General features: G+C 36.2%; 10 protein-coding genes, 1 tRNA gene and 7 pseudogenes. 10 read left to right on the top strand and 8 right to left on the bottom strand.

Features of this window, described 5'->3' with window-relative positions; translation table 11 throughout:
- From folD to tnpC (HF197_RS04125), 3 genes and pseudogenes are all read left to right on the top strand, one after another.
- A complete protein-coding gene (gene folD / locus HF197_RS04135) occupies nucleotides 1-879 on the top strand; it encodes a bifunctional methylenetetrahydrofolate dehydrogenase/methenyltetrahydrofolate cyclohydrolase FolD (protein WP_168464375.1) in 879 nt (292 codons plus the stop codon).
- A gap of 106 nt (nucleotides 880-985) precedes the next feature.
- Nucleotides 986-1,729 (top strand): hypothetical protein, encoded by a 744-nt coding sequence (locus HF197_RS04130; protein ID WP_168464374.1) that lies wholly within the window; start codon nucleotides 986-988, stop codon nucleotides 1,727-1,729.
- A gap of 178 nt (nucleotides 1,730-1,907) precedes the next feature.
- Nucleotides 1,908-3,268, top strand: a pseudogene (gene tnpC / locus HF197_RS04125) (IS66 family transposase).
- A 104-nt stretch (nucleotides 3,269-3,372) separates the two neighbouring features.
- Here the strand turns inward: tnpC (HF197_RS04125) and pgsA are convergent.
- Complete coding sequence (pgsA, locus tag HF197_RS04120; protein ID WP_168464373.1) at nucleotides 3,373-3,915, bottom strand: CDP-diacylglycerol--glycerol-3-phosphate 3-phosphatidyltransferase; 543 nt, start codon at nucleotides 3,913-3,915, stop codon at nucleotides 3,373-3,375.
- 154 nt (nucleotides 3,916-4,069) lie between these two features.
- Between pgsA and HF197_RS04115 the strand changes: the two genes are divergently transcribed.
- Nucleotides 4,070-5,392, top strand: coding sequence for a malic enzyme-like NAD(P)-binding protein (locus HF197_RS04115; RefSeq protein WP_168464891.1), 1,323 nt, complete (start codon nucleotides 4,070-4,072; stop codon nucleotides 5,390-5,392).
- On the opposite strand, the pseudogene HF197_RS04110 reads toward HF197_RS04115, so the two are convergent.
- Nucleotides 5,389-5,697 (bottom strand): annotated as a pseudogene (locus HF197_RS04110) (IS66 family transposase); the annotation flags it as partial. The gene HF197_RS04115 and the pseudogene HF197_RS04110 overlap by 4 nt on opposite strands.
- Nucleotides 5,698-5,775: 78 nt before the next feature.
- Here HF197_RS04110 and HF197_RS04105 point away from each other — a divergent pair.
- Nucleotides 5,776-6,707 (top strand): annotated as a pseudogene (locus tag HF197_RS04105) (IS66 family transposase); the annotation flags it as partial.
- A gap of 9 nt (nucleotides 6,708-6,716) precedes the next feature.
- Here the strand turns inward: HF197_RS04105 and tnpC (HF197_RS04100) are convergent.
- The 4 genes and pseudogenes from tnpC (HF197_RS04100) to tldD all read right to left on the bottom strand — a co-directional run.
- Nucleotides 6,717-7,512: pseudogene (tnpC, locus tag HF197_RS04100) on the bottom strand (IS66 family transposase); the annotation flags it as partial.
- Between the two features lie 45 nt (nucleotides 7,513-7,557).
- Entirely contained in the window at nucleotides 7,558-8,514 is a 957-nt protein-coding gene (locus HF197_RS04095) for an IS5 family transposase (protein WP_168463922.1), read from the bottom strand.
- Nucleotides 8,515-8,602: 88 nt separating this feature from the next.
- Nucleotides 8,603-9,177, bottom strand: a pseudogene (locus HF197_RS04090) (DUF6444 domain-containing protein); the annotation flags it as partial.
- Nucleotides 9,178-9,388: 211 nt separating this feature from the next.
- The gene (gene tldD / locus HF197_RS04085) at nucleotides 9,389-10,816 is read right to left on the bottom strand and encodes a metalloprotease TldD (protein ID WP_168464372.1); all 1,428 of its coding nucleotides are present in this window, start codon (nucleotides 10,814-10,816) and stop codon (nucleotides 9,389-9,391) included.
- A 63-nt stretch (nucleotides 10,817-10,879) separates the two neighbouring features.
- On the opposite strand from tldD, the gene HF197_RS04080 reads away from it, so the two are divergent.
- Nucleotides 10,880-10,964: transfer RNA gene (locus HF197_RS04080), tRNA-Leu, on the top strand.
- A gap of 129 nt (nucleotides 10,965-11,093) precedes the next feature.
- Nucleotides 11,094-11,270: a hypothetical protein gene (locus HF197_RS04075; RefSeq protein WP_168464371.1), complete on the top strand. Its 177-nt coding sequence runs from the start codon at nucleotides 11,094-11,096 to the stop codon at nucleotides 11,268-11,270.
- Here HF197_RS04075 and tnpC (HF197_RS04070) read toward each other — a convergent pair.
- Nucleotides 11,267-12,627, bottom strand: a pseudogene (gene tnpC / locus HF197_RS04070) (IS66 family transposase). The gene HF197_RS04075 and the pseudogene tnpC (HF197_RS04070) overlap by 4 nt on opposite strands.
- 71 nt (nucleotides 12,628-12,698) lie before the next feature.
- Here tnpC (HF197_RS04070) and HF197_RS04065 point away from each other — a divergent pair.
- The 3 genes from HF197_RS04065 (at nucleotide 12,699) to ruvB (ending at nucleotide 14,858) form a co-directional block, all read left to right on the top strand.
- Nucleotides 12,699-13,181: a hypothetical protein gene (locus HF197_RS04065; protein ID WP_168464370.1), complete on the top strand. Its 483-nt coding sequence runs from the start codon at nucleotides 12,699-12,701 to the stop codon at nucleotides 13,179-13,181.
- A gap of 106 nt (nucleotides 13,182-13,287) precedes the next feature.
- On the top strand, nucleotides 13,288-13,866 hold the full coding sequence (gene ruvA, locus HF197_RS04060; protein ID WP_168464369.1) for a Holliday junction branch migration protein RuvA: 579 nt from the start codon (nucleotides 13,288-13,290) through the stop codon (nucleotides 13,864-13,866).
- A complete protein-coding gene (ruvB, locus tag HF197_RS04055) occupies nucleotides 13,863-14,858 on the top strand; it encodes a Holliday junction branch migration DNA helicase RuvB (protein ID WP_168464368.1) in 996 nt (331 codons plus the stop codon). Before ruvA ends, ruvB begins: the two co-directional genes overlap by 4 nt.
- A gap of 53 nt (nucleotides 14,859-14,911) precedes the next feature.
- Here ruvB and tnpC (HF197_RS04050) read toward each other — a convergent pair.
- A pseudogene (gene tnpC / locus HF197_RS04050) lies at nucleotides 14,912-16,272 on the bottom strand (IS66 family transposase).
- Nucleotides 16,273-16,317 lie beyond the last annotated feature (45 nt).

The following is a 16,317-nucleotide window of genomic DNA, read 5'->3' as shown; positions in this document are numbered from 1 at the left end:
GTGGCAATTATCATTGATGGCAAAAAAATAGCAAATGATCTCTGTCAGGAATTATCACATAAAATTGATATTTTAAAAAAAGAACACAATATTTTCCCGTGTCTTAAAGTCATTCTTGTGGGTAGCAACCCAGCAAGTCAAGTGTATGTTCGCAATAAACAAAAAAAAGCAGAATCTATAGGTATAAGTTCTGAAACCATTGTTTTACCTGATGATATTCCAGAAAATGAACTAATTAAAAAAATTGATGAATTAAATAAAGATCCATCTGTGCATGGCATTTTAGTGCAATTACCTTTACCAAACCACATCAATGCAAGTAGAATAATTAATTCAGTAAATGTGGAAAAGGACGTAGACGGTTTTCATGATGAAAATGTTGGTAAACTAGTAAAAGGTGAAAAAAATTGCCTCGTACCTTGCACTCCTAAATGTTCTTTGTATTTAATTAAATCAATTGAAGAAAATCTCTCTGGTAAAAATGCAGTAGTGATTGGTAGATCAAATATTGTTGGTAAACCAATGTTTCATCTACTACTCCAAGAAAATTGCACTGTCACTATTTTGCATTCAAAAAGCACAAATTTAGCTGAATATTGCTCTAAAGCAGATATAGTAGTTGCAGCAGTTGGAAAACCGAATTTTGTTCAAGCAGAGTGGATAAAGGAAGGTGCAATAGTAATTGATGTTGGCATAAACAGCGTCAATATAGGAGGACAAAATAAGCTTATAGGTGATGTTGAATTTGAAGGAGCAAAAAAGAAGGTAAAAGCTATTACACCAGTTCCAGGTGGTGTTGGTCCCATGACTATAGCATTCCTAATGATGAACACTGTTACTGCTGCTTGCCTGCAGAATGAAGTGGATTTAAGTGTATAGTCCAAGAGTATAGCGATGGTTTGCTTCCCATAGTCTAAATGTTTATGCTTTAAGGCACCTTAATTAATTCTTAAGCCAATTTTTCACTCCCCAGATTTGACATTTTATGGAAAATAGTGTATACTTTAATATAAATATAAAAAGTATTAATATGAAAGGAAATCTTTTTGCCAATAGTACTGCGGATCAACACAAACCACGATCTATGATAAGAGATTACTACGAAAAGGAACCATTAAGAAATAAAGACTACACAGAATATAGCGTTAGCTTTAATCAAAAAATATTGACTGATAATATATGGAGTGCAGATCATAAAAAATGCCTTCACCTTTATATTAAATACTGTGGCTTATGTGATATTCTATGTAATTATGTAACCGCACGTAATCTACTTGAAACTGCGATAAAAGCAGAAGAAGGTATCAAAGAACTTTGTAAGGACATAAGGGATACTTTACATACACTGGAGGATAAGTTCTGTGATACTCATACATTAACAATTGCTAGTATAATAGAAAAGATACTTGCTTTTTTATTTAAAATTTATCCATGTAACATTTTATCTTACTCTCAACAACTAAATATCTTAGATCGTTCCAATAATGAACTTAAACTGAATAGAGCAATATTTCTCAATAGTTTTAATCAATTAGAGCCAGGCAATCATATCAAATTTTCTGTGCTTAATCGAATGGCATTGCATGGTCACTCCATGCTCTTTATAAAATCTAAAGATGGAGCAGGAGGAGCATTTTTTGATCCAAATTATGGAGTGGCATTTTTTCGTACGGGTGAAGAATTATGCAATATCATTGACAAAAAATTGGAATATTACAGTAAAGAGTAAAGAGTATAAATTTAATCAAGTAAGTTTCATAGATAATGCAAAGCTTTTAAGCAGAGTTGCAGAAGAGATTTCTGCTTACACAAATACTGCCACTGAAACGTATCCATTCAGCCGGGCGGTAAAATAAAGAGTAGACAAGGAATGCTAAAAAGGTAGACTAGAGTGGCTGTGAGGTAATATGGTTGATCTTTTAGAATTTTGCGAAAGTTTAAGCAGACTATAGAAAAGTTAGAAACAAAAATAGAAGAGCTTAAAGCAGAAAATAAAGCGCTAAGGATCGAAAACGCTGAGTTAAAAGAAAGGCTTGGCTTAAATTCAAAAAATTCATCTATACCAAGCTCCAAAGAATTATATAAGATGAGGGAAAATAAGCCAAAAAGTGACAGGAAAGTAGGAGCACAGGTTGGACATAAAGGCAGTTACCGCCCTAAAATGGAGGCAGATGAGATGGTAAAAATAGAACTGCCCAATACGTGTGAGTGCGGAGGAGAAATTGCGGTATCAAAAGATCCGTATACTCATCAAAAGGTCGATTTGCCGGAAATCAAGCCGTATGTAGTTGAATATCAACTAGAGCATGGACGTTGCAAAAGATGTGGAAAAAGAAAAAGTAGCAAGCTACAAGAAGGAGTAACTGCGGACACATTTGGTCCAAGAGTTAAGTCAGTAATTACAGCATTAAGTGGATTTTACAAGAATTCGAAAAAAGAAGTGGCAAATATTATAAAGGACATTTTCAACCTGGATATCAGCGTCGGTAGTGTATCAAATAGCGAGGCTAGAGTGGCAGAAAAATGCCAAGAAGCATATGAGCAAATTGAGGAAGAGGTAAGCAAGAGCAAAATTTTACATATCGATGAAACTAGCCATTACAACAAAGGTAAACAGGGCTGGTGCTGGATGTTTGCGAGCAAAATAGGAAGTGTGATCAAATTGACAGAGTCAAGAGGGATGAAAGTCCTGGAAAATAGTAAATTTGGAAAGAATAACAACCTAGTAGTGACCGACAGATATGCAGCTTACAACTACTTTTCCAGCAAGAAAAGGCAGGTCTGTTGGGCACATTTAGCAAGAGATTTTGAAAGGTTGTCTCATAGTTGGAATAGCGAAGTGAAAGTTTTGGGGTATTATTTAAGGAATGTTGCTACTGAATTATTTGCATTGAAAAAAGCTCTGTTAAAGGATGAAATAGACACATTAAGGTTCATAAGAAGAGCAAGAAAATTACGCAAGCGAACGAGATATTACTTAAAGAATATATCAAATTTACCTGAGGCAATTGGAGCGTCTCGAGTAGCAAAAAATATCATGAAATCGGATCTGATGATGTGGAAATTTTTGGACGATCCAGAAAATATTCCACTGACAAACAACTATGCTGAGCGACAGATTCGGCATTACGTTGTTTACCGAAAAGTTTCATATTTTACACAATCGAAACGGGGAAATATGTTTCTTGAGAGGATAATTTCATTGTACTTGACTTGGAGGCAAAAGAAGTTAAATCCTTTTCAAAACCTACTGGCTATTGCTTCTTAAGCCATACACCTGAATGGATACACTGAAACTAATATTGCTGATCCATGTATTGACCATCATGAGCAATCTAGTATTACTCACTAACAAGAAACGGATTAAACAGTCTAGTTAATCTGTTTCATACTGGCATAAACATAATCATAACATGACCATATAGTGAGAACTGCTGCAATCCACAAACAAGCCATTCCTATATACTGTGTTGTTTCATAGTTATCTACTATCAGTACTACCACAGCAATCATTTGTAGGAATGTCTTGATCTTTCCAGCATTGCTTACAGGTAAACTCACATTTATTGATATCAAAAATTCTCGTAAGCCTGAAACTAATATTTCTCTGCAAATAATGACAATGGCTGGTATGATTGTGTAACCGTTGATCTTTTGTTTATAAATCAACATGATTATTGTTGAAACTACTATTAATTTATCAGCAATTGGGTCAAATAATCTACCAAATTTTGATTGAACCTTCCATGCACGCGCTAAATAGCCATCAAAGAAGTCTGTAATGCATGCAAATGCAAAGATTAATATTGTTATCAAACTTGCATACTTGCCTTGTATATAAAAGCTTAATATTATTGCTGGCATTGCAAGCACCCGAGAGATTGTCAGCAAATTAGGCAAATTTTTCTTAAGCATGTAACGTATTTTGGTACAGTATGATAAGCTTATACATAAGTATGATTCAATTCACAAGTTAATTGAACATTTATTAAAACTCCATATACTTAGGATTACGAGTTCAGAATATGAAATGGTTTCAGAATATAAGGATATAACTAAGGACACAACAATGAGTGATGATTTAGATAATGCTGCAAGACAAGAAGCGCTTAAGTACCACAGTAAAGATAATAATCCTGGAAAAGTTTCTGTGTTGCCAACAAAGCCTCTATCTACACAACATGATCTTTCGCTTGCTTACTCTCCTGGTGTTGCAGCGCCATGTCTTGAAATAGCTAAAAATCCTGGGGAAGTATTTGATTACACAGCAAAGGGTAACTGTGTTGCAGTTATTTCAAATGGCACTGCAGTGCTAGGTCTTGGCAATATTGGCCCTCTTGCCTCAAAACCTGTTATGGAAGGCAAAGCTGTTTTATTTAAACGTTTTGCTGACATTGATGCCATTGATGTTGAGGTAGACACAGAGAATATAGAAGATTTTATTAATGCAGTAAGATATCTAGGGCCAAGTTGGGGTGGAATAAATTTAGAGGATATAAGATCACCGGATTGCTTCATAATAGAAAAACGTTTAAATGAGTTAATGGACATTCCAGTATTTCATGATGATCAACATGGCACTGCAGTTGTTGTTGCAGCCGGAATAGAGAACGCCCTTGATATTACTGGAAAGAAACTAGAGGATGTGAAAATCATTATGAATGGTGCCGGAGCAGCCGGTATTGCTTGCCTTGAAATATTAAAGTCCATGGGTGCTAAAAATATAGTACTCTGCGACAAGCAAGGAGTAATATATACAGGCAGAGAAGACGACATGAATGAATGGAAAGGAAAATATGCCATTGATACCCACGAACGTTCTTTGCTTGATACAATAAAAGGTGCCGATGTGTTCATTGGGCTATCTGCGAAGGATGTATTAAATGAAGAAATGTTAAAGAGTATGAGCAAGGACCCTATTATATTTGCTCTTGCTAATCCTGATCCAGAAGTAAGGCCTGAATTTGCAAAATCTGTAAGGCCAGATGCAATAATTGCAGCTGGTAGATCAGATTATAATAATCAAGTTAATAATGTAATGGGATTTCCTTATATATTCAGGGGAGCACTTGATGTTCACGCAATAACAATAAATAATGAAATGAAAATTGCCGCTGCAGATGCAATAGCAAAGCTTGCACGTGAGCCTGTGCCAGATGAAATATCCGCAGCTTACAGTGGACGCAAAATGAGTTATGGACGTGAGTATATAATGCCAACTCCGTTTGATCCTAGGTTAATTTCTATGGTATCTCCTGCTGTTGCAAAAGCTGCAATTGATTCAGGTGTGGCAAGAAAAAAAATACAAGATTGGAATGAATATGAAAATCAGCTGAAGTCACGTCTTGCTAACGTTCTTGACATGCTGTATCCATTCAGGGGTATGGCTTAAGAAGCAATAGCCAGTAGGTTTTGAAAAGGATTTAACTTCTTTTGCCTCCAAGTCAAGTACAATGAAATTATCCTCTCAAGAAACATATTTCCCCGTTTCGATTGTGTAAAATATGAAACTTTTCGGTAAACAACGTAATGCCGAATCTGTCGCTCAGCATAGTTGTTTGTCAGTGGAATATTTTCTGGATCGTCCAAAAATTTCCACATCATCAGATCCGATTTCATGATATTTTTTGCTACTCGAGACGCTCCAATTGCCTCGGGTAAATTTGATATATTCTTTAAGTAATATCTCGTTCGCTGTATCCATTCAGCCGGGCGGTAAAATAAAGAGTAGACAAGGAATGCTAAAAAGGTAAACTAGAGTGGCTGTGAGGTAATATGGTTGATCTTTTAGAATTTTGCGAAAGTTTAAGCAGACTATAGAAAAGTTAGAAACAAAAATAGAAGAGCTTAAAGCAGAAAATAAAGCGCTAAGGATCGAAAACGCTGAGTTAAAAGAAAGGCTTGGCTTAAATTCAAAAAATTCATCTATACCAAGCTCCAAAGAATTATATAAGATGAGGGAAAATAAGCCAAAAAGTGACAGGAAAGTAGGAGCACAGGTTGGACATAAAGGCAGTTACCGCCCTAAAATGGAGGCAGATGAGATGGTAAAAATAGAACTGCCCAATACGTGTGAGTGCGGAGGAGAAATTGCGGTATCAAAAGATCCGTATACTCATCAAAAGGTCGATTTGCCGGAAATCAAGCCGTATGTAGTTGAATATCAACTAGAGCATGGACGTTGCAAAAGATGTGGAAAAAGAAAAAGTAGCAAGCTACAAGAAGGAGTAACTGCGGACACATTTGGTCCAAGAGTTAAGTCAGTAATTGCAGCATTAAGTGGATTTTACAAGAATTCGAAAAAAGAAGTGGCAAATATTATAAAGGACATTTTCAACCTGGATATCAGCGTCGGTAGTGTATCAAATAGCGAGGCTAGAGTGGCAGAAAAATGCCAAGAAGCATATGAGCAAATTGAGGAAGAGGTAAGCAAGAGCAAAATTTTACATATCGATGAAACTAGCCATTACAACAAAGGTAAACAGGGCTGGTGCTGGATGTTTGCGAGCAAAATAGGAAGTGTGATCAAATTGACAGAGTCAAGAGGGATGAAAGTCCTGGAAAATAGTAAATTTGGAAAGAATAACAACCTAGTAGTGACCGACAGATATGCAGCTTACAACTACTTTTCCAGCAAGAAAAGGCAGGTCTGTTGGGCACATTTAGCAAGAGATTTTGAAAGGTTGTCTCATAGTGTATCCATTCAGGGGTATGGCTTAAGAAGCAATAGCCAGTAGGTTTTGAAAAGGATTTAACTTCTTTTGCCTCCAAGTCAAGTACAATGAAATTATCCTCTCAAGAAACATATTTCCCCGTTTCGATTGTGTAAAATATGAAACTTTTCGGTAAACAACGTAATGCCGAATCTGTCGCTCAGCATAGTTGTTTGTCAGTGGAATATTTTCTGGATCGTCCAAAAATTTCCACATCATCAGATCCGATTTCATGATATTTTTTGCTACTCGAGACGCTCCAATTGCCTCGGGTAAATTTGATATATTCTTTAAGTAATATCTCGTTCGCTTGCGTAATTTTCTTGCTCTTCTTATGAACCTTAATGTGTCTATTTCATCCTTTAACAGAGCTTTTTTCAATGCAAATAATTCAGTAGCAACATTCCTTAAATAATACCCCAAAACTTTCACTTCGCTATTCCAACTATGAGACAACCTTTCAAAATCTCTTGCTAAATGTGCCCAACAGACCTGCCTTTTCTTGCTGGAAAAGTAGTTGTAAGCTGCATATCTGTCGGTCACTACTAGGTTGTTATTCTTTCCAAATTTACTATTTTCCAGGACTTTCATCCCCTCTTGACTCTGTCAATTTGATCACACTTCCTATTTTGCTCGCAAACATCCAGCACCAGCCCTGTTTACCTTTGTTGTAATGGCTAGTTTCATCGATATGTAAAATTTTGCTCTTGCTTACCTCTTCCTCAATTTGCTCATATGCTTCTTGGCATTTTTCTGCCACTCTAGCCTCGCTATTTGATACACTACCGACGCTGATATGGCTTTGTTGCATCGCTCTTTGGATAGGAGGCAATGCATAATAAATTCATGAAGCTATCTCAAATTTAGCCATGCCTATTTCAGTAAATTTGTTCAGCAAATAACACTTGAGTAGCATTTCTTTCTCACGGTTAATCTCAGATTTGTTCCTAAAACTAAACCCAAATGTTTGCTTCAGTCGCGAGAAAAAACTTTCTATATAAGATCTCTTCCCATAATTTATCTCTTTTTTCCACTTCTTCATACCATCTTCACCATATGACTTTATGAGCTTGATTGTAGAATTTCTCTCAGCCATATAATCCAGCTTTGGATGCTCCACTGCATTGTTTTGCAGAGGAATTTTTGTCTTTATGCCAAGCTCATTGCACAATTTGTATAACTTCTTTCGATTATATGCTCTGTCTGCATATAGTGTGCTTATATTGTATTTAGCATTAGCCCTTGCAATAAGATCACAGGCTCCATAGTGGTCAGAATAAACTCCACTACTGTATTTTGCAGCTATGACTTTTTTGCTACCTATCTCCAGCATTACATGCAATTTTCTTGTTTGCTTATAGCCACGGTACTTTCTATCTGTACCGTTTGCCTTACTATGGCCTGGAATATTATTGTAGATGCTTATTCCAGTGCTATCTATGGCGATCTCAATATTTTCCATACTGTTTTTATCATGTCTTCGATCATTAATTTTTAAGTTAAGCTTTTTGAATCTTCTGGAAGCCTGGGAATAGCTGATAACTTGCAAATTTTTTCCTATTTGCTCAAGGTATCCCGCTATAAACCCCACCGTTTGTCTTAGGCCTATTCTAAACAAATAAGTTATTATGTGAATTAGAATTACGACTTTATCACTATAAATATTGTTGCCACCGGCCATTTTGGGACTTTTTTCGTACCAATTTTCTATGGCATCGTTGACGTAATAAAAAATATTTCCTCTTTCTTGGAGAAATTTGTTATATTCGTAGCAGTTACTGACTTTCATTTTGACTGGCATATTTTTCCTTTGTCGGTTAAATGCCTATTTATAATGAATTTTGTCAGTAACTGCCAGTTCTTTTTACTTTAGCTATGCAACAAAGCCCGCTGATATCCAGGTTGAAAATGTCCTTTATAATATTTGCCACTTCTTTTTTCGAATTCTTGTAAAATCCACTTAATGCTGTAATTACTGACTTAACTCTTGGACCAAATGTGTCCGCAGTTACTCCTTCTTGTAGCTTGCTACTTTTTCTTTTTCCACATCTTTTGCAACGTCCATGCTCTAGTTGATATTCAACTACATACGGCTTGATTTCCGGCAAATCGACCTTTTGATGAGTATACGGATCTTTTGATACCGCAATTTCTCCTCCGCACTCACACGTATTGGGCAGTTCTATTTTTACCATCTCATCTGCCTCCATTTTAGGGCGGTAACTGCCTTTATGTCCAACCTGTGCTCCTACTTTCCTGTCACTTTTTGGCTTATTTTCCCTCATCTTATATAATTCTTTGGAGCTTGGTATAGATGAATTTTTTGAACTTAAGCCAAGCCTTTCTTTTAACTCAGCGTTTTCGATCCTTAGCGCTTTATTTTCTGCTTTAAGCTCTTCTATTTTTGTTTCTAACTTTTCTATAGTCTGCTTAAACTTTCGCAAAATTCTAAAAGATCAACCATATTACCTCACAGCCACTCTAGTTTACCTTTTTAGCATTCCTTGTCTACTCTTTATTTTACCGCCCGGCTGAATGGATACTAATTTCATTGTACTTGACTTGGAGGCAAAAGAAGTTAAATCCTTTTCAAAACCTACTGGCTATTGCTTCTTAAGCCATACACCTGAATGGATACAGCCTATATAAATTCTAAGCAGTGTTAAATAATACTCTCATACCTCAGTTCCGCCAACAGTAATTGAATCAATCTTAAGTGTTGGTTGACCAACACCGACAGGTACATGTTGCCCATCTTTGGAACATGTGCCGATACCAGGGTCCAGTTTTAAGTCGTTGCCGACCATAGATACTTTCTTCAGCACTGTCGGACCATCACCAATCAGTGTTGCTCCTTTAACTGGCTGTGTAACTTTACCATTTTCTATCAAATAAGCTTCTGAAGATGAAAAAACGAACTTTCCTGATGTAATATCAACTTGTCCACCACCAAAATTTACTGCATATAGTCCCTTTTTTACACTTGATATCATCTCTTCTGGCGTGTATTTTCCGGGCAGCATATAGGTATTTGTCATACGTGGCATAGTAACTTCCTTATAACTCTCTCTCCTGCCATTACCAGTTGGTTTTACACCCATGAGCTTAGCATTCATATGGTCTTGCATATATCCTTTGAGAATCCCATCTTCTATCAAAACATTATAACCAGATTGAGTGCCTTCATCATCTATGCTGATTGAGCCACGCAAGTTAGGTAAAGTTCCGTCATCAACTACTGTGATACCGCTAGCTGCTACTTGCTTGCCCAAAGAGTTTGAAAATGCTGAAACTTTTTTGCGGTTGAAATCACCTTCAAGTCCATGCCCTATAGCCTCATGTAGCAACACTCCTGGCCACCCAGGGCCCAGGACTACTGTCATTTCTCCAGCTGGAGTTGAAACTGCTTCAAGGTTCACTAGTGCTTGCTTTAGAGCTTGATCTGCGATATCTTTCCACTTTTTCTCAGAAATAAACTCATTGTAAGAATCTCTTCCACCATGCCCTGCAGAGCCTCTTTCAATTCGACCATCTTTTTCTATAATAACTAAGACATTAAAGCGCACCAGTGGCCTTATGTCACTTAATCTGTGATCCTCTTTTATTATCTGTACAATTTGCCATTCACCGCTTAAAGTAATCTTTACTTGCTTTACATAATTATTTTTAGATCTTACATACTTATTTACTTCGCTCAGTAGCTTAATCTTCGTGCTTAAATTTATTTCATTTATTGGATTAATTCGTGGATATAGACTTTTTACCTCTTCACTTAAAGTGATCGAATTCGTTTGACCTAAGGAATTCGGGCTTTTTACTATGGAAGCAGCATTGCTAATTTCTTTTTCACTGATTTCAGAAGAACAGACAAAAGATGTGCTATCATTACAAAAAGATCTTAAACCAAACCCTCTTCTAGTATTTAAATCTACATGTTTTAATATGTTATCATCAAAAAGTAGAGATTCTGATTGGCAAAATTCTAGAAATAATTCACCACCATCGCTGTTGCTCAAAGCACCATCAACTATTTTATATACATTGTTAATATTGACATTATTTTGAGCGAAAAATATTTGGTCTAGATTGACATTTTCTGACATTCTTTTTGAACTAAAAATTGTTTAAGTATATTATTTAATCTGAGTTATAGCAAACGATAAAAAGCCCGGGTGGCGGAACTGGTAGACACGCTAGCTTCAGGTGCTAGTAACTTTTCAAGTTGTGGAAGTTCAAGTCTTCTCTCGGGCACTCTTGATTTTTAATATATTTCCATAAATCTTAATGTATTCACAGCTCAAGCAACTGATTTAACACTAAATTAAGCATCAAGTGTATACAATAAAAGTAATATATTATTCAATTAGCTAGGAGGTAAAAATGGGTTTTTGGAAAACTTTCACTGGTCATGATACAGAAGATATAATAGCCTTAAAGAAAGGATTAGCAGGTCTAACTGATGATGCAACAAAACTGTCTGGTGACTATGCGGGTCTGACTGGTGATATGGCAAAACTATCTGGTGATGTGACGTATCCATTCAGGTGTATGGCTTAAGAAGCAATAGCCAGTAGGTTTTGAAAAAGATTTAACTTCTTTTGCCTCCAAGTCAAGTACAATGAAATTATCCTCTCAAGAAACATATTTCCCCGTTTCGATTGTGTAAAATATGAAACTTTTCGGTAAACAACGTAATGCCGAATCTGTCGCTCAGCATAGTTGTTTGTCAGTGGAATATTTTCTGGATCGTCCAAAAATTTCCACATCATCAGATCCGATTTCATGATATTTTTTGCTACTCGAGACGCTCCAATTGCCTCGGGTAAATTTGATATATTCTTTAAGTAATATCTCGTTCGCTTGCGTAATTTTCTTGCTCTTCTTATGAACCTTAATGTGTCTATTTCATCCTTTAACAGAGCTTTTTTCAATGCAAATAATTCAGTAGCAACATTCCTTAAATAATACCCCAAAACTTTCACTTCGCTATTCCAACTATGAGACAACCTTTCAAAATCTCTTGCTAAATGTGCCCAACAGACCTGCCTTTTCTTGCTGGAAAAGTAGTTGTAAGCTGCATATCTGTCGGTCACTACTAGGTTGTTATTCTTTCCAAATTTACTATTTTCCAGGACTTTCATCCCTCTTGACTCTGTCAATTTGATCACACTTCCTATTTTGCTCGCAAACATCCAGCACCAGCCCTGTTTACCTTTGTTGTAATGGTTAGTTTCATCGATATGTAAAATTTTGCTCTTGCTTACCTCTTCCTCAATTTGCTCATATGCTTCTTGGCATTTTTCTGCCACTCTAGCCTCGCTATTTGATACACTACCGACGCTGATATCCAGGTTGAAAATGTCCTTTATAATATTTGCCACTTCTTTTTTCGAATTCTTGTAAAATCCACTTAATGCTGCAATTACTGACTTAACTCTTGGACCAAATGTGTCCGCAGTTACTCCTTCTTGTAGCTTGCTACTTTTTCTTTTTCCACATCTTTTGCAACGTCCATGCTCTAGTTGATATTCAACTACATACGGCTTGATTTCCGGCAAATCGACCTTTTGATGAGTATACGGATCTTTTGATACCGCAATTTCTCCTCCGCACTCACACGTATTGGGCAGTTCTATTTTTACCATCTCATCTGCCTCCATTTTAGGGCGGTAACTGCCTTTATGTCCAACCTGTGCTCCTACTTTCCTGTCACTTTTTGGCTTATTTTCCCTCATCTTATATAATTCTTTGGAGCTTGGTATAGATGAATTTTTTGAACTTAAGCCAAGCCTTTCTTTTAACTCAGCGTTTTCGATCCTTAGCGCTTTATTTTCTGCTTTAAGCTCTTCTATTTTTGTTTCTAACTTTTCTATAGTCTGCTTAAACTTTCGCAAAATTCTAAAAGATCAACCATATTACCTCACAGCCACTCTAGTTTACCTTTTTAGCATTCCTTGTCTACTCTTTATTTTACCGCCCGGCTGAATGGATACGACAAAAATTACTGATTTGCTAGATTCTGATATAGTAAAGGGTGTTGACCTTATGTTTACATCTTTATCTATATTTATTGCAAGGCCTATAAGCCATGGTTTTAGATTAAAAAAATGTTATGACGCATATAAAAAGTATCAAGATCACAAAGGTACTGATAAAGCTCCTGAATATAAAAAAGAGTTTGAGAAATGTAAAGGAGATAATGTTATTCACCTAGTAATTTTTGGTCTACAAATGTCTAACTATGGGTTAAAAGTCGCAGATACTAATCCAATTATATTTATACCTATATTTTTTGGTATAAGTTATCAATCCCCTGTGAGAACAACTCTTTTGATATTCATAATTATATTACAATTCGCGTCAAATAGTAGAGATGTTGCTGGAGATTATTCTATTAATAATGAAGGCCCATCTTCTAATCTTGAGGAAAGCAATCATAATCAAGTATCTGGTGGATTAGATAAGTAGTAATAATCTTGCATATTAATAATTATGGTAATCTTAATAAATGAAAAAATAACTTTGACACTAGCATTAAGAAATTTTTAAACTGTAACAAGTCATAACATTGAAAATGATAGGAACTCTTAGTGGTATAGTTGACGAAATTCACAGTGATCACATAATTCTAAATGTGAATGATATTGGCTATATAGTTTATCTTTCAACTAAAACTTTAAATGTATGTTCCAGCAAAAATAGGATCAAACTACTTATTGAAACTTATGCAAATAGCAGGGAAAATGTTACTCAATTGTATGGTTTCATAAATAAGGAGGAGCAATCATGCTTACGTTTGCTCGTTAAAATAAGTGGTGTTAGTTATAAAACCGCAATGTCAATTTTGAGTAAATTAACTCCAGAGCAGCTATTTTCAGCAATCATCAACGAAGATAAAGTCACACTCAAGATGAGCGGGTTAGGTCCAAAGCTCATAAATCGGATTATCACTGAATTGCGCGGCAAAGTGAGTAAATTAGAGTTGAATAATAATTTTCATCCAATAAAAGAAGATGCTGTTTCAGCGCTGATTAATCTTGGATATGAAAAAATGAAAGCTTATGACACGATAAAAAAGATACAAGATGAATCGCCGAACCTGGAAACTAAAGATATTATTCGTGAAGCGCTTAAGGAGCTTTCAACACTATGAAGTCAATATTATGCGGTAGGGAATCTACAGAAGATATACGCAATATTAATATAAGACCTGAGCAACTTAATGATTTTGTTGGACAAAAAAACTTAATACAAAACTTAAAAGTCTTTATAAATGCTGCGCAAACCAGAACTGAGGCTCTAGATCATGTTTTGCTTTATGGCCCTCCAGGGCTTGGCAAAACAACTTTAGCACAAATTGTTGCTAAGGAATTGAGGGTAAGTTTTCGTTCAACTTCTGGTCCATTACTAAATAAAGCCGGCGATTTGGCTGCAGTGCTAACTACTTTAAATGCAAAAGACGTGCTGTTTATCGATGAGATTCACAGATTGAACCGTAGTATTGAAGAAGTTTTATACACTGCAATGGAAGACTTTTGTTTAGATATCTTAGTTGGCGAAGGGCCTTCTACCCGTACTTTAAAGATAGATTTACCACCATTTACGCTAATTGGCGCAACAACCAGACTTGGATTGCTTTCTGCACCGCTCAGGGATCGCTTTGGCATTCCTTTACACCTTGAATTCTATTCTTTTGAGGAATTGGTAAATATTATAAAAAGGGGAGCAAGCGTTCTTTCAACTGGAATTGAAAACAGCGCCGCACAGGAAATTGCTTGTCGCGCACGCGGTACTCCGAGGATTGCTTTGAGGTTACTTAGAAGAATAAGAGATTTCGTTGAAGTGGAAAATAAAAAAGAGATTACCTATGAAATTGCTGACTCCGCACTACTCAAATTGGGTGTGGATAAAATGGGGCTAAATAAACTTGACATGGACTATCTAAAATTTTTACTCAACACTTCAGGTCCCGTAGGAATTGACACTATATCTATTGCGCTGTCAGAGGATGTTGGCAACATTGAAGAGACAGTGGAGCCTTATCTAATTAAAGTTAATTTTGTAAAGCGCACATCAAGAGGGCGAGTTTTAACTGATCAAGCAAAGAAATATTTGTTATACGCCAACCTAAACAGGATCGACTGAACTTCTGTTTAAATTGTCAGGACCTTCAGGGCGTATCCATTCAGGTGTATGGCTTAAGAAGCAATAGCCAGTAGGTTTTGAAAAGGATTTAACTTCTTTTGCCTCCAAGTCAAGTACAATGAAATTATCCTCTCAAGAAACATATTTCCCCGTTTCGATTGTGTAAAATATGAAACTTTTCGGTAAACAACGTAATGCCGAATCTGTCGCTCAGCATAGTTGTTTGTCAGTGGAATATTTTCTGGATCGTCCAAAAATTTCCACATCATCAGATCCGATTTCATGATATTTTTTGCTACTCGAGACGCTCCAATTGCCTCGGGTAAATTTGATATATTCTTTAAGTAATATCTCGTTCGCTTGCGTAATTTTCTTGCTCTTCTTATGAACCTTAATGTGTCTATTTCATCCTTTAACAGAGCTTTTTTCAATGCAAATAATTCAGTAGCAACATTCCTTAAATAATACCCCAAAACTTTCACTTCGCTATTCCAACTATGAGACAACCTTTCAAAATCTCTTGCTAAATGTGCCCAACAGACCTGCCTTTTCTTGCTGGAAAAGTAGTTGTAAGCTGCATATCTGTCGGTCACTACTAGGTTGTTATTCTTTCCAAATTTACTATTTTCCAGGACTTTCATCCCTCTTGACTCTGTCAATTTGATCACACTTCCTATTTTGCTCGCAAACATCCAGCACCAGCCCTGTTTACCTTTGTTGTAATGGCTAGTTTCATCGATATGTAAAATTTTGCTCTTGCTTACCTCTTCCTCAATTTGCTCATATGCTTCTTGGCATTTTTCTGCCACTCTAGCCTCGCTATTTGATACACTACCGACGCTGATATCCAGGTTGAAAATGTCCTTTATAATATTTGCCACTTCTTTTTTCGAATTCTTGTAAAATCCACTTAATGCTGCAATTACTGACTTAACTCTTGGACCAAATGTGTCCGCAGTTACTCCTTCTTGTAGCTTGCTACTTTTTCTTTTTCCACATCTTTTGCAATGTCCATGCTGTAGTTGATATTCAACTACATACGGCTTGATTTCCGGCAAATCGACCTTTTGATGAGTATACGGATCTTTTGATACCGCAATTTCTCCTCTGCACTCACACGTATTGGGCAGTTCTATTTTTACCATCTCATCTGCCTCCATTTTAGGGCGGTAACTGCCTTTATGTCCAACCTGTGCTCCTACTTTCCTGTCACTTTTTGGCTTATTTTCCCTCATCTTATATAATTCTTTGGAGCTTGGTATAGATGAATTTTTTGAATTTAAGCCAAGCCTTTCTTTTAACTCAGCGTTTTCGATCCTTAGCGCTTTATTTTCTGCTTTAAGCTCTTCTATTTTTGTTTCTAACTTTTCTATAGTCTGCTTAAACTTTCGCAAAATTCTAAAAGATCAACCATATTACCTCACAGCCACTCTAGTTTACCTTTTTAGCATTCCTTGTC

Origin of the sequence: Wolbachia endosymbiont of Ctenocephalides felis wCfeT (assembly GCF_012277295.1) — a bacterium.
Lineage (GTDB): Bacteria > Pseudomonadota > Alphaproteobacteria > Rickettsiales > Anaplasmataceae > Wolbachia.
This window is presented reverse-complemented; position numbering and strand designations above follow the sequence as displayed.

Coding starts and splice junctions, on each gene's coding strand:
- HF197_RS04115 (WP_168464891.1), top strand. CDS start 4,070: ATGAGTGATGATTTAGATAATGCTGCAAGACAAGAAGCGCTTAAGTAC.
- ruvA (WP_168464369.1), top strand. CDS start 13,288: ATGATAGGAACTCTTAGTGGTATAGTTGACGAAATTCACAGTGATCAC.
- tldD (WP_168464372.1), bottom strand. CDS start 10,816: ATGTCAGAAAATGTCAATCTAGACCAAATATTTTTCGCTCAAAATAAT.
- HF197_RS04130 (WP_168464374.1), top strand. CDS start 986: ATGGAAAATAGTGTATACTTTAATATAAATATAAAAAGTATTAATATG.
- ruvB (WP_168464368.1), top strand. CDS start 13,863: ATGAAGTCAATATTATGCGGTAGGGAATCTACAGAAGATATACGCAAT.
- pgsA (WP_168464373.1), bottom strand. CDS start 3,915: ATGCTTAAGAAAAATTTGCCTAATTTGCTGACAATCTCTCGGGTGCTT.
- HF197_RS04065 (WP_168464370.1), top strand. CDS start 12,699: ATGGATACGACAAAAATTACTGATTTGCTAGATTCTGATATAGTAAAG.
- HF197_RS04075 (WP_168464371.1), top strand. CDS start 11,094: ATGGGTTTTTGGAAAACTTTCACTGGTCATGATACAGAAGATATAATA.
- HF197_RS04095 (WP_168463922.1), bottom strand. CDS start 8,514: ATGCCAGTCAAAATGAAAGTCAGTAACTGCTACGAATATAACAAATTT.